Source organism: Flavobacterium rarum (SeqCode), assembly GCF_965234445.1.
Classification (GTDB): domain Bacteria; phylum Bacteroidota; class Bacteroidia; order Flavobacteriales; family Flavobacteriaceae; genus Flavobacterium; species Flavobacterium rarum.
This window is the reverse complement of the sequence record NZ_OZ248504.1, coordinates 66628-91756: the sequence shown is the minus strand read 5'-3', so window position 1 is coordinate 91756 and position 25129 is coordinate 66628. Positions and strand designations below refer to the sequence as shown.

Below are 25129 nucleotides of genomic sequence, written 5' to 3'. Positions count from 1 at the left end.
TTGTCTAAGTAATGGAAAAGTTTTCCAAAGAACAGAGAAGTAAAATCATGAGCGCCATTCGCTCCACCAATACCAAAGATGAGGTGCGATTGGCAAAAGTCTTGTGGCATCTCGGCTACCGGTATCGTAAGAACAACAGAAGCGTTTTTGGCAAACCGGATTTAACCTTCAAAAAACTAAAAATTGCCATATTTGTCGATAGTGAATTCTTCCACGGCAAAGATTGGGAAACCCAAAAAGACCGCATCAAAACCAATACAGAGTTTTGGCAAAAGAAAATAGAACGAAATATTCAAAGAGATGTTGAGGTAAACAATTATCTGGAAGCTCAAAACTGGAAAGTAATCCGTTTTTGGAGTCATGAAATCGAAAAAAACCTGGAGAATTGTATTGCCATAATCCAACAAGAAATTATTTTACTTCAAAAAAAAGGCTAATTACCAAAAAATAGTCACTAAATTTTTCATTTTCAGACACTTCTGTCCGTAAATCAAAAAACGGCTTTTTTCTTTCATAATGTTTTACTAAAATACCCAAATGAAGTCTAAAATTCCTTAACTTTGAGATATAGCATTAAAAATTAATAAAAAACAACATATGAAAGTACAAATCAACACAGACAAGAATATTGAAGGTAGCGAAAGATTGGAATCTTATTTTCTAGTGAAATCGAAAAAGTGTTAGCTCGTTTTGACGATAAAGTAACTCGTATCGAAGTACATTTTGGAGATGAAAATAGTGCCAAATCGGGATTTGGTGACAAGCGTTGTATTATTGAGGCTAGGCCTGCCAATATGCAACCTATAGCCGTTACGGAGCATTCGGATTCAATTGAGAAAGCATTCAATGGCGCTTTGGACAAAATCAAAAAAGTGCTCAACACTACATTCGATAAACAAAAAGCACATTAAGCAATTACCAAAACAAAACAATTATAAAGAAAGGCTGTCTCCATAAAAGACAGCCTTTCTTATTTTATACTGATGGCGTTTATTCCTCAAACAACATTGTCGCCAATCGATCGTCTCTTTGGTAGACATCGTCATAAAAATGTATTTCGCCTTTGTCATCAACCCAAGCGGTAAAATAGCCAATATATACTGGAATTTTATTTTTGAGTGTGTACCAAGATTCTTTGCCTTTGTGCATGGCGGCGTCAATCTTTTCGGGAGTCCAGTTTTTATCGTCTTTTAGGATTTCATTAGCCAGTTCCACAGGTTTGGCAACGCGTATGCAACCGTGGCTAAAGGCTCTTTTCTCTTCATTAAATAAATTTTTGGAAGGGGTGTCATGCAGGTAAATGGAATTGTTATTGGGGAATAAAAACTTCACTAGACCCAACGAATTTTTTGGACCTGGTTTTTGCCGAACTGTACCATTATTCCATTCCATATTGTGTTGCGCGAGGTAATTTTTGTTTTTGGCCATGCCGGGTTTGATTTCTTTTTTGATAATGCTGGTAGGAACATTCCAGTACGGACTAAAAACAATATAACGCATATCGGCACTGAAAATCACGGTTTTATTCATGTCTTTTCCCACGACTACATTGGATGTTAAAACCGGTTTTCCTTCCTTGAAATAGGTCAATTGATAAGAAGGGATATTAACCACGATTAATTCTCTGGCTTTGGCAACATCAACATCAATCCAGCGACAGCGTTCCATATTGACAGTTATGGTTTTAATGCGGTCTTCAATGGGAACATTTAAAGAGGTTATGATTTTTTGGTTAATAGTTTGATTTTCGCGTTGGCCATTGCGTTTTTGGTATTTTTTAATTCCAGCAGCAAGAGCGTCGTCGTAAATATTACTTTTCGAGTCGGCAGTGAGGTCTTCCAGAATAAATAAACGCTGTCTGATTTGGCCAATAGTCTGTGATGAATCGCCCAGTTTCAAAGCAGTGATACCGGAATCTAGCACTATGGGATTCCAAGAATTGTCTTTTTGGATTTTTCTGTATTTCCGAAGCACTTCTTTTAAATTGTAATACTGACCCAATATTTCTTTCTCATTTTTATCAATCAAAGAAGGATTGGCAATAATCGAATCTAAATAGTTGACATACGATTGTTTTTTTCGAGGCAAGTACCAACCCAATTCGGTTGTTTTTTTGTCGTCTATTCCTTTTAGGACTTTATTGGTGTAAAAAAAGTAAAGCGACGTAAGTAACAATTCGTCATTGACCGTTGCCTTTTGATTTTCGGTTGTATTCTGGAAAAGAGAGTCCAGCTTTTCTTTGTAGGGAATAGCCGTTTTAATTCCGTCATCTTCCATAGTATTCAATTTATTGTACAGCAAATGACTGACTTCAAGCATCCCTTTGGCGTCAAACCAAATGAATTGATAATTCCGTTTTTGATACAATTCGGTAGTTTCTTGTTTATATTTTTGAAGTTCAGGGTAATTTTTAAAAAAAACATTGACCAATGTGCTGTCAAATGGAGTTAAGCTTTTCACTTTTGCAACGGTATTGATTGTAAGCGGTAATTTTAAATTGGCATCGTCCTTTTTTTTACAAGAAAACAAAGAAAAAGAAAAGCCAAGTACAAATAGGATAAGCAACACAATTGATTTTCTCATAAGCAGTGTGAATTAGATACTTCTATAAAAGTACAAAAAAAATTGCCCTAAAGAAATGAACTCTAAGGCAACTTGTTAGATTATAAAATACGAATTGTGCTATTACAAACGGAAGGCAGCTCCTATTTGAAATACTTGACTTTTGTTACTGTCTAAACCATCAAAAGTATCCGTCAATCCTGTTACATAGCGAGCGTTGATAGAAAGATGTAAAGGAAGATTCAAAGACATACCAAATCCCCATGATGTCACAAAACTATTTACGTCCCCACTTTCAAGATTGTCCGAAATAGGAAAACCAAATTGAGGGCCTGTTTCAAAACTCAACAATTTAAGAGCATATACCTTAGCCATAATTGGTAAAGTTATGTAATCAACTTTCACGTTTTCAAATTTAGAATCAAATCCTTCTTGAGAGTATTGGATTTCAGGCTGTACAAAAAGCAAACTTTTTATTAAGGGTATTTCTTTAAAAACACCAACATACAAACCCGTTTTTACACTTGTGTCCAAACCCGTTCCATTTACATCAGAGAAATTTGCTCCTGCTCTTATCCCAAAACCTTGTGCATTTGCTGTCATACTTACTGCAACTGCAAAAACGCTAAACAGTAAAAATTTTAATGATTTCATATTTTTTTGTTTTTAGATTAAAACCCATTGTAGGGTAGATTATTCAAAAGTACTATATATTTTTAATTTTTTTATCTATTTTTTAGCACAGGACAAAAACAAAAAACATTGTTTTATTATGACTTAAATACTGTTGTAAATAATTATGATAAGTAGTCTAATCGATTTTCACGAAGTGAATATGTCTTTACAAAGTATCTTGCAGATATGCGTACCGCTTTATGTTCTCAAAAAATGAGTAATACCAAACCCAGATATAAATTAACTCAAATACTTTTCTGGTTTGAAGTTTTTCTCCCAAGGGCAATAGGGTTAAGCTTTTTTCTCGAAAAGGCGCTAAGGTCGGACGAATCATTTGCGCCTTTGCGTCTTTGCGAGAGTTTTAATTTAAAATATATGCGAGAATTTCTGACGCTTATTAATGTATAAGCTTATGCAAAAGATAAGCTTGTTGGACTAATATATATATGTAACTGGTATAAATTAGAAAATACATTAAAAACAAAAAAATTGCCTTAAAGAAATACACTTTAAGACAATTTTTTGTGTTTGAAAATGGGTATTTAGAATTTTATAGCAGCTCCTAATTGAAAAACTTGACTTTTTCCTTGATCATTGTAAGTGCCATCTTTGAATACACTATTGAAACTAGTGATAAAACGACCATTTATCGATAATCCGAAAGGCAGATTCAGCGAAGCTCCAAAGGCCCATGCTGGATTAAAAGTCTCAAAATCATCCTGAGGCGTTATAAAAGCACTATTCGGATCTGATTTATCGTTTATTTTGAAACCAAATTGTGGTCCTGTTTCAAAACTCAATAATTTCACAACATACACTTTAGCCAAAACAGGAACAGTAATATAATCAATAGTGTAATCGGATAAAGTTGTGCTAAATTTTTCGCTTGAATACTGGATCTCAGGTTGTATGAAAAACAAGTCTTTTACAACTGGAATTTCATCGTAAATACCAAGATAGTATCCTGTTTGTGATGTAGAATTATAATAATCGCCACTAATAGAGGTTAAATTTACCCCAGCTCTAATTCCTATACCCTGTGCAGATGCTAAAGTAGCGGTTAGCAATAATGCGCTAAAAAGGATTGTTTTTAATACTTTCATATTGTTGAATTTTAGTTTTTTAATAATTTTTTGTAAGTCAAAATTATTCATTTTTAAAGGGTTAATTTTATATAAAAAGCGAAATTTGTATCATAATTTAATGATTTCAACATTTGTTTTTTATATAAAAACACTTACTATTAAACAGAATGATCTTTAAAATAGTATATCTGATGTTGTTTTATTTAAATTTATCTTAATTTTAAAATATCTTTAGATATAAAATAACAGCTTATGAATTCCTTTTTTGACAAAATCAAAATGTATTTCAAAAAACCAAAACTTCAAAAAGCAGTAAGAAGAACAGGGTATTTCTGTATTGGTTTTGTCGGACTATTGCTTATTTTTTTTATTGGATTGAGAGTGTATTTCATTCAGAATAAAACGAAAATAGTAACCGAAATCAATCAAAAAATCAATGAAAACATTTCGGGTCACGTAAGTATAGGCGATGTTGGCTATAAGTTTTTGATCGGTTTTCCCAATTTTACGGTTGTGTTGAAAAAAGTAGAACTTCAGGACAGCCTATATGCTATTCATAAAAGGAGCGTGCTTGAGGCAGAAGAAATTGAAGTTCGATTGAATGTACTGAGTCTAATAAACAAAAAAATAAACATTGAAAAAGTGGTCTTAATAGACACAAAAATCGATTTGTTTAAAGACAAAAACGGCGTTTCCAATTCGAATATTTTTAAACCAAAACCAAAAAAAAAGGAGGCTAAAAGTGAAACCGAAACCGAAATTGGTGAGGTAGATTTTAAGAATGTTATCTTTATTTCTCAAAACTTGCAAAGAAATAAATTGTTCCATTTTGAAGTAAAATCTTTGAAAAGCAAAATTGATTATACCGACGATGGCTGGAAAACAGATTTGCATCTGGATGTTTTGGCCAAAAGTATGGCATTCAACACCATTAAAGGAAGTTTTATAAAAGACAAAAGAATAAAAGGAAAACTAGCAGTTCAATTTTCTAAAGAAAAAAACAAAATTGAAGTAGAAACCAAAGATCTTGGAATTGGGGAGGATGATTTTAATATCAAAGCAAGTTTTGGACTAGAAAAAGAGCATCCAATAATGAACATCAACATAAAGACTCATATTTTATGGTTGAACGCCGCTCATTTACTGGATCCGCATTTATTTAAAATTCTGAATCATTTTAATATCACCAAGCCACTCGATGCGCAATGTAGCATTATTGGTGATATGAATGCCGAAGGAGATCCCGAAATCATTGTCGATGCTCAAATAAAAGACAATGAATTGATTGCTCCAGATGGTACTGTCAAGGACTGCAGTTTTGAAGGTAGATATACAAATAATGTTAAAAACGGGTTGGGATACAATGATATCAACTCTGCAGTTATCGTTAAAAATTTCAAAGGGAACTTTGAAGGAGTTGAGATATCAATTCCAACCGCCGCAATTAATAATTTAGAAAAGCCAATTGCAACAGGAGATTTTCATTCAAAATTTGAATTAAATAAATTGGGAAATATTTTTGGCAACGACCTTATTAAATATAAAGGAGGAACGGCCAATGTTGATTTACAATTCAATGTAGATATAGTTGCATTGCGCATTTCAAAACCTCATTTCACCGGGAAAGTAGACATTAAAAATGCCAAATTATTGTATACCCCAAAGAACACTCCTTTTCAAACCAACATCCTTCTAGATTTTACAGAAAAAGCATTATTTATAAAAAACATAAAATACCAGAGAGATAAAAATATCTTCTATTTGGATGGAAGAATTGATAATTTTTTAAATCTCTATTATAATGATCCAGAAAATATGGTTGCCGAACTCAACCTTAAAAGTCCATTTATGGATGTCAAAAAATTATTAGGGGTAATTACGGGTGGTCAAAAAAAGAAGACGATCAATAAAGTGACTCAAAAAAGCGATAATGAAAAAAGAAATGCTCTTGTTCAAAAATGCCATGTAGTGTTAAATTTGAATTTGGACAAGATGGTGTATTCTCATTTAACAGCAACAAATGCCAAAATTGTAATTGTAGCCAAGAATAGAAACTTTTTTGTCAAGAAAGGTTCCATAAAAACCTGTGGAGGAATAATTAACTTTGATTCGCAATTGATTCCACAGCAAAATATTTTTGATGTAAAAACAAATGTAAATGTTGCAATGGTAGATATTCCTGAGCTTTTGACTTCTTTTAATAATTTTGGAATCAAATCGTTTGAACCCAAAAACGTCAATGGTAAATTTTCTTCAAATATAAAAATGGCTTTTAAGATCACTCCAGAAGGCGATTTTGTGGAGAATTCTGAAAGTGGACATTTAAAATACGAAGTCAAAAACGGATCGTTAATTAATTTTCAGCCTTTAATTAACATTGGTAAATATGCTTTTCCAAATAGAGATGTTAAACATGTTGTATTTAATGATTTGTCTGGAGAATTAGGTTTAAATGCAGGTAAGGTAAATATTGATTTTTTCAAAGTAAGTTCAAATATATTGAATTTTGATGTAGAAGGAATGTACTCTTTTAAGAAAGGAACAAACTTAGGTTTGACAATTTCGCTTCGAAATCCCGAAGACGATTTGAAGATTACAGACAAAAAAGAAAGAGATGCCAAACGATATAAAGGAGTCGTTTTGCGTTTGTTGGTAGTAGATGAAAAAAAAGGAGGAACAAAAATTAAACTTGGAAGTCTTCCCAAAAACAAATAAAAAATTATGAAAACATTTTTCTCGTTTTTAATATTTTTGACATTAGTTAGTTTTGGTTCTTTAGAATATAATGAATCCGACGAAAAGAAACAGGTCAATAGTACTCTTGACGCTTGGCACAAAGCTGCAGCAGATGCTAAATTTGATGTTTATTTTGGCATGATGGCTGAAGATGCCATATTTATAGGTACAGATCCAACAGAAAATTGGAACAAAACAGCCTTTCAAGCCTATTCAAAACCCTATTTTGACAAAGGAAAAGCGTGGAGTTTTAAAGCAATTGAACGTAATATTTATTTTGACGAATCGGGAAAATTGGCCTGGTTTGACGAGCTTTTGAGTACACAAATGAAAATTTGCAGAGGATCTGGAGTCTTAGTAAAAATTGGCAAAGATTGGAAAGTAAAGCATTATGTTTTGTCTATGACGATTCCAAATGATAACACCAAAGAAGTAATCAAAATCATTGCGCCAATTGAAGATGCAATAATGCTTAAAATGCAAAACAAATAACTATAGTTTGTGTTGTGAAAATTGTAATGATTCTCTAAAAAAATAAAATTCATCCATTACAATACACTACAAAATCAGTAACTATTCAGCCTAATTAAAAGTAGACACCCCCGAAAGCTTTCGGGGTTCACTAATTAGCACTAATTATATTCAATTTTAAAAATTAATTTCACGAAAATTATCATTTCTTGAAAATTTGTGTAATTATAAGGACTGTGTTTTCGTGTAAATTAGTGAAATTCGTGTCTTTTTCTTTTTTAATTTGACGTTAATTTAGAATAAGCTGAACAGTTACCAAAATCACACATTATATTCCACACAAAACATTTTTTCAATTTTAGATTCTCATTTTCTTCGTGTCTTTGCGTCTTTATGGCAATTATATTTTAATCTTTGGTTTAAAAGTAAACTAGAATAGTCACCATTCTTATATAATTCCTTAATTTTGCCGAAATAGTAATTACATCGTGGGAAGCAAAAATAAATTAAAGAGATTTAAGGAAAACGAAACATTCAACAATGTTTTTCAACCAACAAGAGAAGAAGTAGTGGGGGATTTATTTCCACTAAAAGGAAAATGGAATTCAGATTTTTTTAAAAATGAAAATCCATTGGTATTGGAGTTGGGTTGTGGCAAGGGGGAATACTCCGTTGGCTTAGCCGAAAAATATCCTAATAAAAACTTCGTAGGAATTGATATCAAAGGTGCGCGATTTTGGCGTGGCGCAAAAACTGCTGTGGAAACAGGATTGCATAACGTAGCTTTTATTCGAACACAGATCGAATTAATCAATCATATTTTTGCCGAAAACGAAGTAGATGAAATCTGGATCACTTTTCCAGATCCTCAAATTAAATACAAAAGAACAAAACATAGGATGACTAATTCTGAGTTTTTACAATTGTATAAAAAGATATTGAAAAAAGAAGGTGTTATGAATCTTAAAACCGATAGTGAGTTCATGCACGGTTATACTTTAGGGTTGTTACACGGTGAAGGACATGAAGTTTTGTATGCCAATCATAATGTGTATGTAAACGAAGGAAGTCCAGAAGAAGTTACTGCTTTTCAAACTTTTTATGAAAAACAATATTTGGAAATTAACAAAGCAATTACGTATATTCGTTTTAAAATAAAGTAGTTTTCAGTTGGTGTACTGTAACTGAATACTGTGACTTATTAATTGAATATGACTTTACTATTGCCTTTTTTTCTCGGATTTATTGCAGCTGCTATTGGAATTACACCTCCAGGTTTAATCAATATGACAGCGGCAAAGGTGAGTTTGAAAGACGGTAGAAATAAAGCTATTTTTTTTGCAATTGGCGCTACTGTAATTGTTTTTTTTCAAACATTATTAGCTTTATTATTCGCTAATTTTATCAATAGTCGTCCAGATATTATTAATAGACTTCAAGAAATTGGCTTGTTTATTTTTATAACATTGACTATTTATTTTTTTTGGAAAGCCAAGAAACCTAAATTACCTAAGTCTGAAACAAAAGTACGTAGTAAAGCCAATCGTTTTTTTCTTGGGATGCTGCTGTCCACTTTAAATCTATTTCCTATTCCCTATTATGTATTTATATCCATTACACTTTCAACATATGGCTATTTTTACTTTAATGAATCTTTTATTTATGCGTTTGTAACTGGAGTAGTAACAGGATCTTTCTTAGTGTTTTATCTTTATATCTTATTTTTTAAAAAGAAAGATGCAAAATCTTCTTTTTTAATGAATTATGGAAATTATATTATTGGAAGCATAACTGGATTGGTTTCTTTATTTACACTTTTTAAACTCCTAAAAGGATATTTTGGTTAAAACAAAATGGAAACAAAAAACGACAACTTTTTTGAGCGGGTTTACGTTATAGTCAGACAAATTCCTTATGGTAAAGTAACCTCTTATGGCGCAATTGCCATGGTGTTAGGAGCCGCGCGTTCTGCTAGAATGGTAGGTTGGGCTATGAACGCAGCACACAACTTAGAAGATGTGCCTGCGCATCGAGTAGTCAATAGAAAAGGGTTGCTTACTGGTAAGCACCATTTTGACGGCACCAATCTTATGCAACAATTACTAGAAAGCGAAGGAATTGTTGTGGTTGACAATCAAATTCAAAATTTAGAGTCTGTTTTTTGGGAGCCGCAAATGAAGGCTTAATTTGTGTTGATAAAAGGTTGCTCTTCCTTATTTTATGATGACAGAAATAGTAATGGCAATTATAAGTAGAAATAGCTATCATCATCAATAAATCCAATTCAAATCTTTTAGATTAAGCACAGAATCTGTTATCTTTGTAATCTAAAATTAGTTTAAATAAAAATAAATTGTTTTAGACAATTAAAACCTGAAATATTTTAAAATGAAAATAGATAAAAAAGATATTCTTAAAGCATTAGAAACTATAACTATTGCTGGAGAAGGTAAAAACATGGTAGAAAGCGGAGCAATTGCAAACGTAGTTACTTTTGGAGATGAAGTTATAATTGATTTGGTTTTACACACACCTGCAATGCATATCAAAAAAAGAGCCGAAGACGATATCAAGAAAGCAATACTTGAATTAGTTTCCCCTGATGCAAAAATCAAAATTAATAGTAAAGTAGAAGTTTCAGAAAATCCTAATCAAATAAAAGGAAAAGCAATACCTGGAATTAAAAATATTATTGCAGTAGCCTCCGGAAAAGGTGGAGTAGGGAAGTCTACTGTTACTGCAAATTTGGCAGTAACATTGGCAAAAATGGGGTTTTCTGTTGGAGTTTTGGATGCCGATATTTACGGGCCTTCAATGCCAATAATGTTTGATGTAGAGAGTGAGAAGCCAATATCTATAATGGTAGATGGAAAATCTAAAATGAAACCTGTTGAAAGTTATGAAGTTAAAATGCTTTCTATTGGCTTTTTTACATCGCCAAGTCAAGCTGTAATTTGGAGAGGACCAATGGCTTCTAAAGCGTTAAACCAAATGATTTTTGATGCCGATTGGGGAGATCTTGACTTTATGCTTATAGATTTGCCTCCAGGAACCGGAGACATTCACCTTTCTATTATGCAATCACTACCAGTTACTGGTGCTGTTGTGGTAAGTACTCCACAAGCTGTTGCTCTTGCAGATGCCAAAAAAGGAGTTTCCATGTTTATGTCCGAAGCAATAAATGTTCCTGTTTTGGGTATAATAGAAAATATGGCCTACTTTACACCAGAAGAATTGCCAAACAATAAATATTATATTTTTGGAAAAGAAGGCGCCAAAGATTTGGCTCAAGATTTAGGAGTAGCTTTCTTGGGAGAAGTTCCAATTGTACAGTCAATAAGAGAAGCAGGAGATTACGGTCGTCCAGCAGCTTTGCAAGTAGGTTCTGTTATTGAAAATGTTTTTGAAGAAATAACTCGTAATGTTGTTCAAGAAGTTGTAAATAGAAATGAAAATTTGGCCCCAACTGAAGCAATAAAAATTACGACAATGGCTGGATGTTCTGCCGTTAAGAAATAGGTTTCTAAAGAAGAAAAAAATATGAAAACAGAAGAATTAACAAACAATGTTCTAAAAGCACTGGATGAAATCAGGCCTTTTTTGAATTCTGACGGAGGTGATATCACACTAGTTTCTATTGAAGAAGGAAAACATGTAAAAGTGAGACTTGAGGGAGCATGTACAAGCTGTAGTGTAAATCAAATGACATTAAGAGCTGGAGTAGAAACTACCATAAAAAAATATGCTCCACAAATAGAAACTGTTGTAAATATTTTGTAAAACCCGCAAAATAAGGGTAATGCTCATAATTGGTGTTCTTTTTTTATAAGTTTTAAAAAATAGTAAGTGCTCTTTAGTAAAAAAAAGTGGTGTATAAAATGATATAAATCATATTGTTCCTTGTTAAAGTATTGATTAGTTCTTGTTAAATAGCAGTAAAATGTATTTTATAGATCATTATTATTAAAGAATTATCATTAAATCAGAGGTATGTTTTATTATTTACAAAAAACAATGCAAATAATTCACATTTTTTTTCTCTAAAAATTCAAATAAAAATTTACATTTGTAACACTAACCTACAAATTTGAATTATGAAAAAGAAGTACCTATTGATCGTTTTGTTTTTATGTTTTTATAAAAACTACGCGCAAGAGCCAATACAAGAGGCGTTTGTGTCCAAAACATTAACTACGGTTGAAGAAGAATGGCAAGAAATGAATTATGGCACAATGGTTAATGTTTTTTCAAATAGGAAAGGTCAATTAAAAATTGTTAATGCAGAATTCTTGACAGAACTTAGTGGTGGTAAAGCTAAAATGTTGGAAAATAGTGCATACAATTCTGCTGAATTAACCTATCAGACATTGACTAAAGAAAAAACGGAGAAAAATGGATTGTTAGACTTAACTTTTGAAGGGAAGTTGTTGTTTAAATGCCATGAAGGTTCATATATTGCCCCTGCAAAAATTACTTTTATAATAAATCAAGCAGATATCATTGGATTAAGAATTCTTAATATTGAAAACCGTAAGGAGTATTTATTAAGTCTAGAAATAAAAGGATAAAATTGAAGTTTTTAAAACTTCGATTAATTTAAAATTAGAAATTACATTAATGGATGTTTTAATAAAAATTAAAGATAGAGAGGGAGTAGTTCATGAACTACAAGCTCCTACTGATATGGCAATGAATATTATGGAGTTGTGTAAAGCCTATGAGCTTCCTGTAGAAGGAACTTGTGGCGGAATGGCTATGTGTGCTTCGTGTCAATGTTACGTACTTAACGATGTGGTATTACCTGAAAAGGGTGATGATGAAGAAGCAATGTTATCAGAAGCTTTTTATGTAAAATCCAATAGCCGTTTGGGATGCCAAATTCCAATAACGGAATCTCTTGAGGGTTTAGAGCTGGAATTGGCTCCAGAATATTAAACTTTTATTGCAAAGCAATTACTGCTTTTTGCAAAATTTGATCTACAAATAAGCGATATGCCTTTTCAGAAGGATGTAAGTTGTCTGAAGCCACTAAACTAAGGTCCAAAAGACCTTGTCTAGTTATTGTAGTTATATTTTCAAAGACAATATTGTTATTTGAACAATAATTTTGAGCAAAAGCATTATACTGATCTATTTCTGTAGAAATGGTTTTATTACCATTTCCAAAAGGAGTGTAAGCATAATCGGGTATGGACAAAACGATTACATTTGACTTATCTCCTTTGGCCAAAAAAATAGCTTTATTTACCAATTCAGGAAATTCTTTTTCATATACCGAAAAAGAACTTCCTTGATATTGGTTGTTTACACCAATTAATAAAGTGACTAAGTCGTTATCATTACTTGGATTTTGACTGTTTATAGCCGAAATTAAATTACCTGTTGTCCAGCCAGTTCTGGCAATAATATTCAAATTAAAACTGTTTTGATTGTTTAAATTAAAAAGCCTATTTTTTAATTGCTCTGGAAACCGGCACGTTTCACAAACACTTTGCCCAATAGTATAGCTGTCACCCAAGGCTAAATATTTGATTGGATTAGATTTTGTTTCTAAAGTAAGTACCGTAGGTTTAGGATTTGGATTTGAAGGTGCAAATGTATTTACATCACTACTGTCTGACTGACATGCTATAAAAGAGAAACAAAACAAATAGATGCTTATTTTAAAAAGTGTTTTCATTTATTTCGGTTTAAAATTAAAAGCATTATAACTATTCATATTACTCTAAATTAACATCTTATTAAAAAAACAGACACGAATTTCCCTAATTTATGCAAAAAAGAAATTCTTAATAATTGCACAAATTTTTAAGAACTGTTGATTTTTGTGAAATTAAATTTTAAAATTGAAAATCAGTAGTGCTAATTTGTGAAATTCGTGTCGCTTTTTTATTAGTCTGAATAGCTACAAGGCATTACTGTTTTGTATATTTTTTCAAACTTAAACTAGTTCGGTTTTTAAATAAATTTGCTCTTCAATGGCATCCCATAAACCAATTCTTTTTTCTAATGCTAGAATCGAAATAACTTCACATTCATGCCATTTCTTTGAATCTTCACCACAAAGCTCGGTTATCATTGTCATTGCCATTGGACCGTGTTCATCAGCATCCAATTCAATATGTCTTTCAAAATAATATAGTAACTTGCTTAAATTTTTTTCAGGAAAATTGGACTGGAAACTTTTTAAGATTTCCGTAAACATACTCGGAATCAAATCTTCTCTTCCAAAGGTAAACGCTGCTGCAATTTCATGTGGTTTTCCTTCTTCGATGACTCTAAAAGTAAAATCAAGGAATGCTTTAATATTTGGATGTAAATCACTTTTTTTGATGGCAACAAATATATTTTGTAGCGAATTAACCTCGTCTAAAAATTGTTCAATGTAAGTTGTTTTAGCACCGCAATCTTGCATTGCTTCTATATACATTTCAAAATGACTCAAACGTCTACCGTCCATGCTTAGGTCGCTTTCTTCGGCCAATACAATTTCGTTAATTAAATATCTTGTTTCTGGATTTGCTGTTGCAAACCAAGGTGTTGTAGTGCAGGTAAGTTTGTTTTGTAATGCTTTTAGCAAGGACATAAAATCCCAAACTGCATACACGTGGTTTTCTAAGAACGAATGTAAATCTTCAATTGTATTTACTTTTTGGTATAAGGTATGATTTAATAACTGTTGTTTTTGATTTTGAATTTTAGAATTGATTGTTGCAATATTCATTGGGATTGTTTTTTGTGTAAAAGTAAAAAAGCTTCTTGTTTCCAAGAAGCTTTGACTATCAATTTTATAAATACTTTAATAGTTGTTTAGTGCTATTTGAAAGCTGGAATTCCGGTAACATCCATCCCTGTAATTAACAAATGAATGTCATGAGTTCCTTCATAAGTAATTACCGATTCTAAGTTCATCATGTGACGCATTATAGAATACTCACCCGTAATTCCCATTCCGCCTAACATTTGTCGCGCTTCACGAGCAATATGAATGGCCATATCCACATTGTTTCTTTTGGCCATAGATATTTGAGCTGTTGTCGCTCTTCCTTCGTTTCTTAATACACCCAATCTCCAAGTAAGCAATTGTGCTTTGGTGATTTCAGTGATCATTTCGGCCAATTTCTTTTGTTGCAGTTGCGTTCCTGCAATAGGTTTGTCAAACTGAATTCTTTCTTTCGCATAACGCAAAGCTGTGTCGTAGCAATCCATTGCAGCACCAATAGCGCCCCATGCAATTCCATAACGTGCAGAATCCAAGCAGCCAAGCGGTGCTCCTAGTCCAGATTTATTTGGCAATAAATTTTCTTTAGGTACTTTTACATTGTCAAAAATCAATTCCCCTGTTGATGATGCACGAAGCGACCATTTATTATGCGTTTCGGGAGTTGTAAAGCCTTCCATACCACGTTCTACTATTAATCCGTGTATTCTTCCTTCTTCATTTTTTGCCCAAACAACAGCAATATCAGCGAAAGGAGCGTTTGAAATCCACATTTTGGCACCATTCAAAAGATAATGGTCTCCCATATCCTTAAAATTGGTAATCATGCTTCCGGGATCTGAACCATAGTTTGGTTCTGTCAACCCGAAACAACCCATAAACTCTCCAGTAGCTAGTTTGGGTAAATATTTCATTCGTTGTTCTTCGTTTCCGTATTTCCAAATCGGATACATAACCAACGAAGATTGAACAGATGAAGTGGAACGAACACCAGAATCACCGCGTTCTATTTCTTGCATAATCAACCCATAAGAAATCTGGTCTAATCCAGCTCCACCATATTCTTCTGGGATATAAGGGCCAAAACCACCTATTTCTCCTAGACCTTTTATAATTTGTTTTGGAAATTCGGCTCTTTGGGCATATTCTTCTATAATGGGAGAAACTTCGCGTTTTACCCAAGCACGAGCTGAGTCACGAACGAGTTTGTGTTCTTCACTTAATAAATCATCTAGATTGTAATAATCTGGGGCTTGAAATAAATCGGGTCTCATGGTATAAGTATTTAGTGATACAAATCTACGCAAAGAATTATAACAATACTAATCTAAAATGTTATAAAAAAATTGATATTTTTTTGGGATCAATTGAGCATATTAATTTATTTTTATCAAAAAGGTTCTGGGATTGTGCTTATTTTTAATCAAAAGAAAACGGTCTTTTTATGAGAATAGCTAATAAAAAACAAAATATAATCATTGGTTTGTCAAGTTTTCTTATATACGATCTACATTACTTATTTTGTTTTTTTAACACCCAATTTATTTGTTTATATTATTTGTATACATGAATATTTTCATTGCTTATTTTTTTTAAAGTAGTTACCAAGTCTTATGTTTTTGTTAGTGATAAAACTAAGCTAATTATTTTTTTTAAAATCTCTTTAATAACACGAGTATGATGTCTTGGATAGTGCGATACAATTTTGTAATATTGCTAAATAAATTAACTAATTATAATTCGCGATTTTTTCCTCAAATCAATCAAAATTACAAAAATGAAAAAGCAAATAGCACTTATTTTGTTACTAGTAGTAGGAGCAATGGGGTATTCACAAACTCTTGATTGCAGTAAATTAAAAAATATAAAAGCATACAATCCAGACTATCCAAAAAAGACTTTTGTGATTAAAGGAGCCACTCAAGAAAGTTTTGACAATGGAGTACTTCAAATGGTATGGAGCGTAAAATGGGTAACAGATTGTCAATATGAAGTAATATGCACAAAAAAAACCGTAGAAAGTCAAATTGAGGTAGGTGATAAAATAGTAGTGGATATTATGAGTATAGATGGAGATTGTTTTACTCTTAAAAGAACTTTTTATTGTAAAAATTTGCCGCAAGGAGATGTTGACCCAGAAAGTACCTTTTGTATAGCAAAATAGTTGTTGAAAGCTGTGGGTTATAGATTTTAAAAGGCAATTTTTATTTAAATCAAATAGAAATTGCTTTTTTTACATCTTCAAATAAAAGTCTTTAGTCAGCTCAGTATATTCTGGAGTATAAATATGTCTTGCGGTTTCGATAGTTAATACGTCAGTCAAAATGATTGCATTTTCATCACGGACAAATGCAATTAAACTCCTTTTGATTTCGGAGGTCGGAGTGCCTTTTACTCTGGTGATTTTTATGGGATACAATTCGTATTCATTGGCGAGAGCTATAAATTTCTCTTCTTCTTTAAACGGAATAATGACCGAAAAGATTCCGTTTTCCGAAAGTAACAAAGCAGCTGCTTCAATCAAATCCTCAAAAGGCATTGCGTCTGCAAAACGAGCTAAATCGCGTTGCTCGTTTTCGGTTTTGTAATCTTCGGTATAAAAAGGGGGATTAGAAACAATTAAATCATATTCATCTTCTGGCTCTTCTACAAATTCGTCAAGTCCGGCATGAAAGCAAAATAAACGATCGCTCCAAGGGGAGTTTTCAAAATTGTCGACTGCTTGTTCATAAGCATCATCATCAATTTCTAATGCATCAATTTGTTGTGCATTGCTTCTCTGCGAAAGCATTAAAGCTATAATACCAGTTCCAGTTCCAATATCCAGAATACTAAAAGGATTGTTTTCTATCGGAGTCCAAGCGCCTAATAAAACGCCATCGGTTCCAATTTTCATGGCGGTTTGATCTTGTTCTACTGAGAATTGTTTAAAGGAAAATTTTGACACACTTATGATATTTAAAAAAATTAAACCATTAAGAAATTAAGTTTCATTAAGTGTATTCTTAATCTCCTTAATCTCTTAATGGTTCAAAAAATAATTTTATTTGTTATAAATACATTTCTATTAAACCTTCAGGTAGATCCATGACAACCTTTTTGTTTTCCCTGTCTATTTTAACCAAGAAATGGTCAATCATTGGAATAAGAATTTCAACATCTCCTTTCAATACCTCGAAAAGAGGTTGGGCAGTAGTGTCATTTATAGATTGAATTTCTCCAACAAATCCTAGGCGTTTGTCTTCGACTTCAAATCCAATAACTTCGTGAAAGTAAAATTTATTACCTGTAAGTTTAGGCAACATTTTTAAAGGAAGATAAAGGTCATTGCCAATTATGGCATCGGCTTCTTCTTCGGTATTTAAATCTTCAAAACGAATTCGGAGGAAATCGTTTTTGTGTAAGTTACAATTTTCAATAAAAAAAGGAACCAAGTGTTTGTTGCATTCAACAAACACTGATTCCAAGTTTTCGTATAACTCAGGTTCGTCCGTGTCTAAATAGGCAAGAACTTCTCCTTTGAAACTAAATTTTTTGGCGATTTTACCCAAATAGAAACAATCTTCTTTACGCATCGTCGCCTACTAAAATTATGCTTCAGTTGTTTCGTTATTTTCTTCTGCAGCAGGAACTTCTTCAGCAACAACTTCTTCTTCAACAGCAGGAGTTGCAGCAGCAATAGCATCAGCTTCAGCTTGTGCAGCAGCAGCTAAACGTTTTGCGTTAACTTCTTGTTCTGCTTTGAAAGCTTTTGCTTTATCAGCAGCTTGAGCTTTAGTCAAACCTTCTTTTTTAGCATCTACTTTTCCAGCTTTAGCTTCCAACCAAGCAGCCAATTTTGCATCAGCTTGTTCTTGAGTTAAAGCTCCTTTACGAATACCTCCATCAAGGTGGTGTTTCAATAAAGCACCTTTGTAAGAAAGAATTGCTTTTGCAGTATCAGTTGGTTGAGCACCATTGTGCAACCATCTTACTGCACTATCAAGATTTAATTCGATAGTTGCTGGGTTAGTGTTTGGATTGTAAGTACCGATTTTTTCTAAGTATTTACCATCTCTTTTTGAGCGAGCATCTGCTGCTACAACCCAGTAAAAAGGTTTTTGTTTTTTACCGTGTCTTTGTAATCTAATTTTTACTGACATAATCTTGTGATTAAATTTTGAGGTACTCGACCTCGATTAATTAAGGGTGCAAAGATACATCTTTTATTGAAACATTTTAAAAAGTTTATTATTTTAATGACTAATAGTTTGTTAGTTGTTTTTTTTAAGTTAAATTTAAATATCGATAAGAGGTTAATGATGTTGAAATCCTGTATTTTTGTCTAACAAATGCAAGTTTATTTATGTTTTTTTTTTTCATCGGGAACTTTTTATTTTAACCAATTTAACAAAAACAAGGAGTATTTCTGGTATATAATTGGCTACAAGCCTTGGCACTACAATACTTTTGTGTGTGAATTAATTTTTCAAGAATAACTTTGAATGTTTTTGAAGACTAAATCGGACTAATAATATGATAAGACCAAAAAAGCCTCATAATGAAGCAATCAGAATTAAGACATTAAAATCATTTTCTATTCTGGATACTTTTTCAGAAAAAGAATTTGATGAAATAACCCTTTTGGCATCCATCATTTGCGAAACACCAATGTCGTTAATATCACTGATTGATGGCGACAGGCAATGGTTTAAATCAAAAGTAGGTCTAGATATTGACGAAACATCCCGGGAAATATCTTTTTGTGGGCATGCTATTTTAAATGAGGGTCATTTGTTTACTGTTGAAGATTCCCGTCTTGATGAAAGATTTTATGACAATCCATTAGTAACAGGTTCTCCTAATGTAGTTTTTTATGCAGGTGCACCATTGGTAACTTCCGATGGCTTTTCATTGGGAACTTTATGTGTTTTGGATAGTAAACCAAAAGTACTAACAATGATGCAACAAAAAGCAATGGAAGTATTATCCAATAATATTATCACCCTTTTTGAGCTCAAAAAAACAAATTTGCTTTTAGGTAAAAAAAATATAGAATTGGAAACACAGCGTGCCGAACTGGAAATGTTTGCAAACGTGGCTGCGCACGATTTAAGATCTCCTTTAAAAAATATTAGTGGTTTAGCAAAAATATTACTTGAAGAATATGGGGACAAATTGGATGAAGAAGCAAATGAAATGTTGAAATTACTAGATTCATCATCAACAATTTTAAGAGGTCTAGTTGATGGGATTTTAAATCACAGCAAAGCAGCTTCAATTATGGAAATCGAGCGAGGTGAGATTGATTTAAAAGAGTTTATTGCGGAAGTAATAAAACTTATAGACAGTAGTGGGGAATTTAACTTTAAAACGCAGTTTGTAAACCAATCCATTGTAGTAAATCAAATTGCAATGCAGCAAATTTTTATTAATTTAATGGTAAACGGCATTAAGTATAACAATAAGGAAAAAGTAGAAATTGAAATTGGTTTTACGGAAACCAAAACGCATTATCAATTCTCCGTTTCTGATAATGGAATGGGAATGGATAAAGAACATCAGTGCAAAATATTTAAAATTTTTGAGATTTTAGGAGTTGAAGATCGATTTGGTAACAAAGGAAATGGAATTGGACTTTCTACAGTTAAAAAATTGATTGAAGGCCTTGGTGGCGCTATATCAGTTGATTCTGAAATTGATAAAGGAACAAAAGTTAGTTTTTCGGTATTAAAATAATGTTTTGTTATAAAGTTAAAAAGCTCTAAATCACAAATTAAATCATAAATATGCTAATTTATAGTTGATTAGAATAAAAATAGAGTACATTTGCTCTAATTATTATAAATAAGTACTTATGAATATTTTTGTTGGAAGCCTTCCATTCAGTATTGAGGAAGCAGATTTAAGAGAGTCTTTCGAGGCTTACGGAGCAGTTGATTCAGTTAAAATTATCACAGATAAATTTACAGGAAGAAGTAAAGGATTTGGTTTTGTTGAAATGACAAATGATGATGAAGCTCAAAAAGCTATTGACGAATTGAACGGAGCTACTGTTCAAGGACGTGCAATCGTTGTAAACAAATCTGAACCAAAACCAGAAGGTGAAAGAAGAAGTTTTAACAATAACAGTCGTGGTGGAGATTCACGCGGTGGTTATGGTGGTGGAAACAGCCGTGGTGGAGACAACCGTGGAGGTGGAGACAGAGGAGGAAGATATTAATATTCTTTTCAATCATATAAAAAAAGGTGTCAATGTAAATTGACACCTTTTTTGTTGCATTCTATTTTGTAATCATTTATTATTGTAGAGACACACCGCAGTGTGTCTCTACAAATTTTTTGATTTTACAAATTTGCTACCAACCAGTCACCTACGTCACTGGTAGAATATGCTTTTACACCTTTAGCCACTAAATCTTCGGTTACAATTCCTTGCTCTAGCGATTTATTTACAACTGCTCTAATCGCTTCGGCTTCTTCTTTCAATCCAAAAGCATCTTCAAACATCATTGCTGCCGATAAAACGGTCGCTAATGGATTGGCAATATTCAATCCCGTTGCTTGTGGATAAGAACCATGAATTGGTTCATATAATGAAGTGTGTTCACCTACTGAAGCTGATGGCATTAATCCCATTGATCCTGAAATAACTGAAGCCTCATCTGTCAAAATATCTCCAAATAAGTTTTCGGTAATCAATACATCATACGAATTTGGCCATTGTACCAAACGCATCGCAACTGCATCAACGAATTCGTAGCTAACTTCAACCTCTGGATAATCTTTTTCCATAGCTTGTACGGTTTCTCTCCATAAACGAGAAGTTTCTAATACATTGGCTTTGTCCACACAACATAATTTTTTGGTACGCGTCATTGCCAATTCAAATCCTTTTTTGGCCAAACGTTGCACTTCGACTCTAGTGTACACACAATTGTCAAAAGCAGTTTCTCCGTCATCTCTTCTTCCCTTTTCTCCAAAATAAATTCCTCCCGTTAATTCTCTTAAGAAAACTAAATCAGTTCCTTCGATACGCTCTCTTTTTAATGGAGAATTATCAATCAATGATGGAAAAGTAAAAGTTGGACGCACATTGGCAAACAAGCCTAATTTTTTACGCATTAATAATAATCCTTGTTCTGGACGAACAGGTGCACTTGGATTGTTATCGTATTTTGGATGTCCGATTGCTCCAAAAAGAACCGCATCGGCAGCCATACAAATTTCGTGTGTTTCATCAGGGTAAGGAACTCCAACGGCATCAATGGCACAAGCTCCTGTCAATGCAGGTGTCCAAGTGATTTCGTGGTTGAATTTTTCGGCAATGGCATTCGAAACTTTAACAGCTTCGTTAGTTACTTCGGGTCCGATTCCGTCTCCGGCTAAAAGGGCAATGTTGAATTTCATTGTTTTTTATTTTTAAGTTTCTGAGTTTCTAAGATTCTAAGAAACTAAGATCTGATACTGCTTTAAAAATTAGCAGCTTAGAATCTTAGTAACTTAGTAGCTTTTATTAATTAATTACATTTAGCATTTTTTGTGTGGCAATGATAGCAGCAACCGTTTGATCCGAGTCTAGCCCCCTTGTTTTAAATTCTTTTCCGTTGTGAGTCCAAGTGATGATGGTTTCGCATAATGCATCCGAGCTACTGCCTGGCGGAATACGAACCGCATAATCAATCAATTTTGGTAAAATCATTTTTTTGGTTTTATAAATCTTCGAAAGCGCATTCATAAAAGCATCAAATTGACCGTCACCTTGCGCATGCTCTTCAATAATTTCACCATCAATTTTTAAACAAAGCGTGGTCGAAGGACGCAATCCTTTGGAGTGAACCAATACGTAGGATTCGACCACTATTTTTTCTTCATACGACTGACTGTCCAATACATCCGAAATGATGTATGGTAAATCTTCTTTGGTCACAGTTTCTTTTTTATCACCCAATTCGATGATTCTTTGGGTTACCAACTTTAAATCTTCGGGATTTAGTTTTAAGCCTAATTCTTGTAGATTTTTTTCAATATTGGCTTTACCCGATGTTTTTCCTAATGCATATTTTCGTTTTCTTCCAAAACGTTCTGGAAGCAAATCATTAAAATACAAATTGTTTTTATTGTCACCATCAGCATGAATTCCTGCGGTTTGTGTGAAAACATTATCACCTACAATAGGTTTGTTGGCGGGAATTCTGTAACCGGTAAAGGTTTCTACCAATTTACTTACTGAGTACAAAGACGATTCTTTGATGTTGATTTTTACCTCAGGCATAAAATCATTAATCACAGCAACGGTACTTTCGAGTGGTGCGTTTCCAGCGCGTTCTCCCATTCCGTTTACAGTAACGTGTAATCCGCTTATGCCTGCTTTTACAGCTTCCATCACATTGGCAACACTCAAATCGTAGTCATTATGGGCGTGAAAATCAAAATGAATTCCAGGATATTTTGCGGTGATTTTAGATATAAATTCAAAAGTGTCAGATGGAATAAGAACGCCCAAAGTATCGGGTAGTAATATTCTTTTAACGGGTTGTGTTACCAAAAAATCCAAATATTGAAAAACATATTCAGGTGAATTGCGCATACCGTTACTCCAATCTTCGAGATAGACATTGGTTGCAATTCCGTTTTCATTGGCCAAAGCAATGGATTGTGCGATTTCGGAAAAATGCTGTTCTGGAGTTTTTTTTAATTGGTGGGTTAAATGATTTAGAGAACCTTTGGTCAATAAATTTTGTACTTTGGCTCCTGCTTTTTTCATCCATTCGATAGAAATTCCGCCATCGACAAAAGCCAGGACTTCGATTCTGTCAGTATATCCTTTTTCTTCAGCCCAGGACATAATTCCTTTTACGCCTTGAAATTCGCCTTCGCTCACGCGAGCGGAAGCCACTTCGATGCGGTCAATATTTAATTCTTCCAGCAATAATTGTGCAATGGTTAATTTTTCTGCAGCAGAAAAGGATACTCCCGAGGTTTGTTCCCCGTCGCGAAGTGTTGTATCCATTATTTCAATCTTTCTTTTTTCTATGTTTGACATTACTATTTGCTTTTGGCTAGAATATTCTAATCGTTTTTGTATCCAATTTTTACTCGTGGTTTTTCATCTTCTGCTTTCGCATTTAGCTCGTCTAAATAGGAAAACACCAATTCAATATTCTTATCGTTATTTTCGAGTTTCTTCTGAATTTGCACTATGTTAATCTTCATCTCACTAGTGTCTAAAAGCATTTGCTTTACTTTTGTGAAAGTACGCATGATTTGAATATTAGTTTGAATGGCTTTGTCGCTTTTAAGGACACTAGAAAGCATCATTACTCCATGTTCCGTGAAGGCAAAAGGAAGCTTTCTAGTTCCACCCCAACTTGATGTCACAATTTGTGATATCAAGTTGTCAAATTCAACTTTTGAAACCTCAAACATAAAGTCATCAGGAAATCGTCCAATGTTACGTTTAACGGCTTGATTTAAAACTCTTGTTTCTACTCCATAAAGTGCAGCCAAGTCTCTGTCGAGCATTACTTTTTGGTATCGAATAATGAAAATCTTATCCGTGATTGTTTCTTCTGGAATTATCAAATTACTACTCATCTTTTAATTTCAAATAAACTCAATGTTATTCCTTCATAATGTTTGGGTAAACCATCATAATCGGGTGTAATAATTCCAAGGAAATTAAAACCGCACTTTTGATAATATTCAATTAAAGACTCATTATCGCCCCAAGTATCCATTCTCAAAAAATCTAAACCCTTTTCTTTGGCAAATAGCAATCCCCAATCGATTATTCTTTCTACAAAATGCTGTCCTCTAAATTTAGGATGTGTAACAATTCGATGAAAATAAACGGCTTTGTCGCTGTTTTTCTCTTTCCAAATGCTTTTATCCTCGAATGTTATCGCAAAAACACAAGCAATTTCGTTATCAATTAAAACTTTCCATTGGCGATTTTCCGCAATTTCTTTTTCTACTAGTGCTCTGTCAAAACCTTGCCATTGTTTATTGAATTTGGTTTTTTGATAAGCAATCGCCATATCATAAAATTCAAAAACGATGTCTATATCTTCAATCGTGCTGGGTTTGAAATCCATTTTTACAAATTTTATATTTTTCCTCGCACTTCATTTAATTTCATTGTCATAGAAATTGCTTCTGTTTCTATCCAATGGTTGTATTCTTCTATGGCTTTCAATCGCAAGTCATTGTCCAAATAACCTTCTTCTACCATTTGAAGCGAACCCGCTACTTTTGACCAAATTCCTATTTTCGATTTATAATCTTGTCTCTCCTCATTATATAACTCATCCGAATTGATTTTTTCAATCGAATGGAAACCTGCTTCTTCTAATAGATGAGGTAAATCTTCGGCAATTTTATTGTTCATTCCAGCATCTTGTCTCCATTTTAAGAACGTATTGTAAAAGGCCTGCATACTTTCGGGTGGCGATGGATTCCAATCTAGATTTGTATGGTCATAGTCTAAAATTGAAATTTGTCCGTTTGGTTTCAAAAGCGATTTCATTTTCAACAAAGCCTCTTTTGGATTGCTCAACCATTGTAATACTCTAGCGGAAACTATCAAGTCAAATTTTTCTTCTGCATTGAAATCAAATAAATCAACATGAATTAATTCTAAATTGAGAACGTTTTGATAGGATTCTTTTCCGCTTAAAATAAAAATTTCGGTATTGTCGATTCCTGTAACCTTTCCGTTTACTCCAACTATATTTGCAATGTCTTTTGAAATCGATCCTGTCCCACAACCTACGTCTAACACTTTCATGCCAGGTTTTAAAATAGAGGTTAGATTTTTGTAGTCATTTGTAAGGCTTCTGTCGTCAAATATTTTTGTCGCTTGATCGTCTCTTTGTATGTGTTTGTTCTCTTTCATGTG

General features: G+C 33.0%; 28 protein-coding genes. 14 read left to right on the top strand and 14 right to left on the bottom strand.

Going from position 1 to position 25129, the window contains the following annotated elements:
• The first annotated feature begins 11 nt into the window (after nucleotides 1-11).
• Both AC8GF4_RS15425 and AC8GF4_RS15420 read left to right on the top strand, forming a co-directional pair.
• The gene (locus AC8GF4_RS15425) at nucleotides 12-437 is read left to right on the top strand and encodes a very short patch repair endonuclease (RefSeq protein WP_506595849.1); all 426 of its coding nucleotides are present in this window, start codon (nucleotides 12-14) and stop codon (nucleotides 435-437) included.
• 240 nt (nucleotides 438-677) lie between these two features.
• Nucleotides 678-911, top strand: a complete 234-nt coding sequence (locus AC8GF4_RS15420; RefSeq protein WP_506595847.1) for an HPF/RaiA family ribosome-associated protein — start codon at nucleotides 678-680, stop codon at nucleotides 909-911.
• A 79-nt stretch (nucleotides 912-990) separates the two neighbouring features.
• Here AC8GF4_RS15420 and AC8GF4_RS15415 read toward each other — a convergent pair whose 3' ends face one another.
• From AC8GF4_RS15415 to AC8GF4_RS15405, 3 genes are all read right to left on the bottom strand, one after another.
• Nucleotides 991-2583: a L,D-transpeptidase family protein gene (locus tag AC8GF4_RS15415; protein WP_506595846.1), complete on the bottom strand. Its 1593-nt coding sequence runs from the start codon at nucleotides 2581-2583 to the stop codon at nucleotides 991-993.
• A gap of 102 nt (nucleotides 2584-2685) precedes the next feature.
• A complete protein-coding gene (locus tag AC8GF4_RS15410) occupies nucleotides 2686-3216 on the bottom strand; it encodes a porin family protein (RefSeq protein ID WP_506595844.1) in 531 nt (176 codons plus the stop codon).
• Between the two features lie 563 nt (nucleotides 3217-3779).
• Entirely contained in the window at nucleotides 3780-4340 is a 561-nt protein-coding gene (locus AC8GF4_RS15405) for a porin family protein (protein ID WP_506595842.1), read from the bottom strand.
• Between the two features lie 234 nt (nucleotides 4341-4574).
• Here AC8GF4_RS15405 and AC8GF4_RS15400 point away from each other — a divergent pair, with 234 nt between their 5' ends.
• From AC8GF4_RS15400 to AC8GF4_RS15360, 9 genes are all read left to right on the top strand, one after another.
• The gene (locus AC8GF4_RS15400) at nucleotides 4575-7037 is read left to right on the top strand and encodes an AsmA family protein (protein WP_506595840.1); all 2463 of its coding nucleotides are present in this window, start codon (nucleotides 4575-4577) and stop codon (nucleotides 7035-7037) included.
• A gap of 6 nt (nucleotides 7038-7043) precedes the next feature.
• A complete protein-coding gene (locus AC8GF4_RS15395; RefSeq protein WP_506595838.1) occupies nucleotides 7044-7550 on the top strand; it encodes a nuclear transport factor 2 family protein in 507 nt (168 codons plus the stop codon).
• A 467-nt stretch (nucleotides 7551-8017) separates the two neighbouring features.
• The gene (gene trmB / locus AC8GF4_RS15390; RefSeq protein WP_506595836.1) at nucleotides 8018-8692 is read left to right on the top strand and encodes a tRNA (guanosine(46)-N7)-methyltransferase TrmB; all 675 of its coding nucleotides are present in this window, start codon (nucleotides 8018-8020) and stop codon (nucleotides 8690-8692) included.
• A 48-nt stretch (nucleotides 8693-8740) separates the two neighbouring features.
• Nucleotides 8741-9376: a LysE family transporter gene (locus tag AC8GF4_RS15385; RefSeq protein WP_506595834.1), complete on the top strand. Its 636-nt coding sequence runs from the start codon at nucleotides 8741-8743 to the stop codon at nucleotides 9374-9376.
• Between the two features lie 6 nt (nucleotides 9377-9382).
• On the top strand, nucleotides 9383-9715 hold the full coding sequence (locus tag AC8GF4_RS15380) for an MGMT family protein (protein WP_506595833.1): 333 nt from the start codon (nucleotides 9383-9385) through the stop codon (nucleotides 9713-9715).
• A gap of 202 nt (nucleotides 9716-9917) precedes the next feature.
• Nucleotides 9918-11048, top strand: coding sequence for an Mrp/NBP35 family ATP-binding protein (locus tag AC8GF4_RS15375; RefSeq protein WP_506595831.1), 1131 nt, complete (start codon nucleotides 9918-9920; stop codon nucleotides 11046-11048).
• 21 nt (nucleotides 11049-11069) lie between these two features.
• Nucleotides 11070-11309: a NifU family protein gene (locus AC8GF4_RS15370; protein ID WP_506595830.1), complete on the top strand. Its 240-nt coding sequence runs from the start codon at nucleotides 11070-11072 to the stop codon at nucleotides 11307-11309.
• A gap of 314 nt (nucleotides 11310-11623) precedes the next feature.
• A complete protein-coding gene (locus AC8GF4_RS15365) occupies nucleotides 11624-12097 on the top strand; it encodes a hypothetical protein (protein WP_506595828.1) in 474 nt (157 codons plus the stop codon).
• Between the two features lie 49 nt (nucleotides 12098-12146).
• The gene (locus AC8GF4_RS15360) at nucleotides 12147-12464 is read left to right on the top strand and encodes a 2Fe-2S iron-sulfur cluster-binding protein (protein ID WP_506595826.1); all 318 of its coding nucleotides are present in this window, start codon (nucleotides 12147-12149) and stop codon (nucleotides 12462-12464) included.
• Nucleotides 12465-12468: 4 nt separating this feature from the next.
• Here the strand turns inward: AC8GF4_RS15360 and AC8GF4_RS15355 are convergent, their stop codons facing one another.
• The 3 genes from AC8GF4_RS15355 to AC8GF4_RS15345 all read right to left on the bottom strand — a co-directional run bounded on the left by AC8GF4_RS15355 (nucleotide 12469) and on the right by AC8GF4_RS15345 (nucleotide 15524).
• Nucleotides 12469-13209 carry an SGNH/GDSL hydrolase family protein gene (locus AC8GF4_RS15355; protein ID WP_506595824.1) on the bottom strand — a complete coding sequence of 247 codons (741 nt, stop codon included), beginning with the start codon at nucleotides 13207-13209 and terminating at the stop codon, nucleotides 12469-12471.
• A gap of 261 nt (nucleotides 13210-13470) precedes the next feature.
• Nucleotides 13471-14253, bottom strand: coding sequence for a DUF3050 domain-containing protein (locus AC8GF4_RS15350; protein WP_506595822.1), 783 nt, complete (start codon nucleotides 14251-14253; stop codon nucleotides 13471-13473).
• Between the two features lie 92 nt (nucleotides 14254-14345).
• Entirely contained in the window at nucleotides 14346-15524 is a 1179-nt protein-coding gene (locus AC8GF4_RS15345; RefSeq protein ID WP_506595820.1) for an acyl-CoA dehydrogenase family protein, read from the bottom strand.
• 503 nt (nucleotides 15525-16027) lie between these two features.
• Between AC8GF4_RS15345 and AC8GF4_RS15340 the strand changes: the two genes are divergently transcribed.
• On the top strand, nucleotides 16028-16414 hold the full coding sequence (locus AC8GF4_RS15340) for a hypothetical protein (protein WP_506595818.1): 387 nt from the start codon (nucleotides 16028-16030) through the stop codon (nucleotides 16412-16414).
• A gap of 69 nt (nucleotides 16415-16483) precedes the next feature.
• Here AC8GF4_RS15340 and AC8GF4_RS15335 read toward each other — a convergent pair whose 3' ends face one another.
• The 3 genes from AC8GF4_RS15335 to AC8GF4_RS15325 all read right to left on the bottom strand — a co-directional run bounded on the left by AC8GF4_RS15335 (nucleotide 16484) and on the right by AC8GF4_RS15325 (nucleotide 18392).
• A complete protein-coding gene (locus AC8GF4_RS15335; protein WP_506596062.1) occupies nucleotides 16484-17146 on the bottom strand; it encodes a tRNA1(Val) (adenine(37)-N6)-methyltransferase in 663 nt (220 codons plus the stop codon).
• A gap of 154 nt (nucleotides 17147-17300) precedes the next feature.
• Nucleotides 17301-17825 (bottom strand): ribosome maturation factor RimM, encoded by a 525-nt coding sequence (gene rimM / locus AC8GF4_RS15330; protein WP_506595816.1) that lies wholly within the window; start codon nucleotides 17823-17825, stop codon nucleotides 17301-17303.
• A 15-nt stretch (nucleotides 17826-17840) separates the two neighbouring features.
• Nucleotides 17841-18392: a 30S ribosomal protein S16 gene (locus AC8GF4_RS15325; RefSeq protein WP_506595814.1), complete on the bottom strand. Its 552-nt coding sequence runs from the start codon at nucleotides 18390-18392 to the stop codon at nucleotides 17841-17843.
• Between the two features lie 373 nt (nucleotides 18393-18765).
• On the opposite strand from AC8GF4_RS15325, the gene AC8GF4_RS15320 reads away from it, so the two are divergent.
• Together AC8GF4_RS15320 and rbp are read left to right on the top strand one after the other, a co-directional pair.
• A complete protein-coding gene (locus AC8GF4_RS15320) occupies nucleotides 18766-19968 on the top strand; it encodes a sensor histidine kinase (protein ID WP_506595813.1) in 1203 nt (400 codons plus the stop codon).
• A gap of 118 nt (nucleotides 19969-20086) precedes the next feature.
• Nucleotides 20087-20452 carry an RNA-binding regulator gene (gene rbp / locus AC8GF4_RS15315; protein WP_116759447.1) on the top strand — a complete coding sequence of 122 codons (366 nt, stop codon included), beginning with the start codon at nucleotides 20087-20089 and terminating at the stop codon, nucleotides 20450-20452.
• 125 nt (nucleotides 20453-20577) lie between these two features.
• Here the strand turns inward: rbp and leuB are convergent, their stop codons facing one another.
• From leuB to AC8GF4_RS15290, 5 genes are all read right to left on the bottom strand, one after another.
• Nucleotides 20578-21639, bottom strand: a complete 1062-nt coding sequence (leuB, locus tag AC8GF4_RS15310) for a 3-isopropylmalate dehydrogenase (RefSeq protein ID WP_506595811.1) — start codon at nucleotides 21637-21639, stop codon at nucleotides 20578-20580.
• Between the two features lie 106 nt (nucleotides 21640-21745).
• The gene (locus tag AC8GF4_RS15305) at nucleotides 21746-23266 is read right to left on the bottom strand and encodes a hydroxymethylglutaryl-CoA lyase-like TIM-barrel protein (RefSeq protein WP_506596061.1); all 1521 of its coding nucleotides are present in this window, start codon (nucleotides 23264-23266) and stop codon (nucleotides 21746-21748) included.
• 35 nt (nucleotides 23267-23301) lie between these two features.
• Entirely contained in the window at nucleotides 23302-23826 is a 525-nt protein-coding gene (locus tag AC8GF4_RS15300; protein WP_506595810.1) for an ORF6N domain-containing protein, read from the bottom strand.
• Nucleotides 23823-24326, bottom strand: a complete 504-nt coding sequence (locus tag AC8GF4_RS15295; protein ID WP_506595808.1) for a GNAT family N-acetyltransferase — start codon at nucleotides 24324-24326, stop codon at nucleotides 23823-23825. The genes AC8GF4_RS15300 and AC8GF4_RS15295 overlap by 4 nt, the downstream gene beginning before the upstream one ends.
• Nucleotides 24327-24337: 11 nt before the next feature.
• Nucleotides 24338-25126, bottom strand: a complete 789-nt coding sequence (locus AC8GF4_RS15290) for a methyltransferase domain-containing protein (RefSeq protein WP_506595806.1) — start codon at nucleotides 25124-25126, stop codon at nucleotides 24338-24340.
• Nucleotides 25127-25129 lie beyond the last annotated feature (3 nt).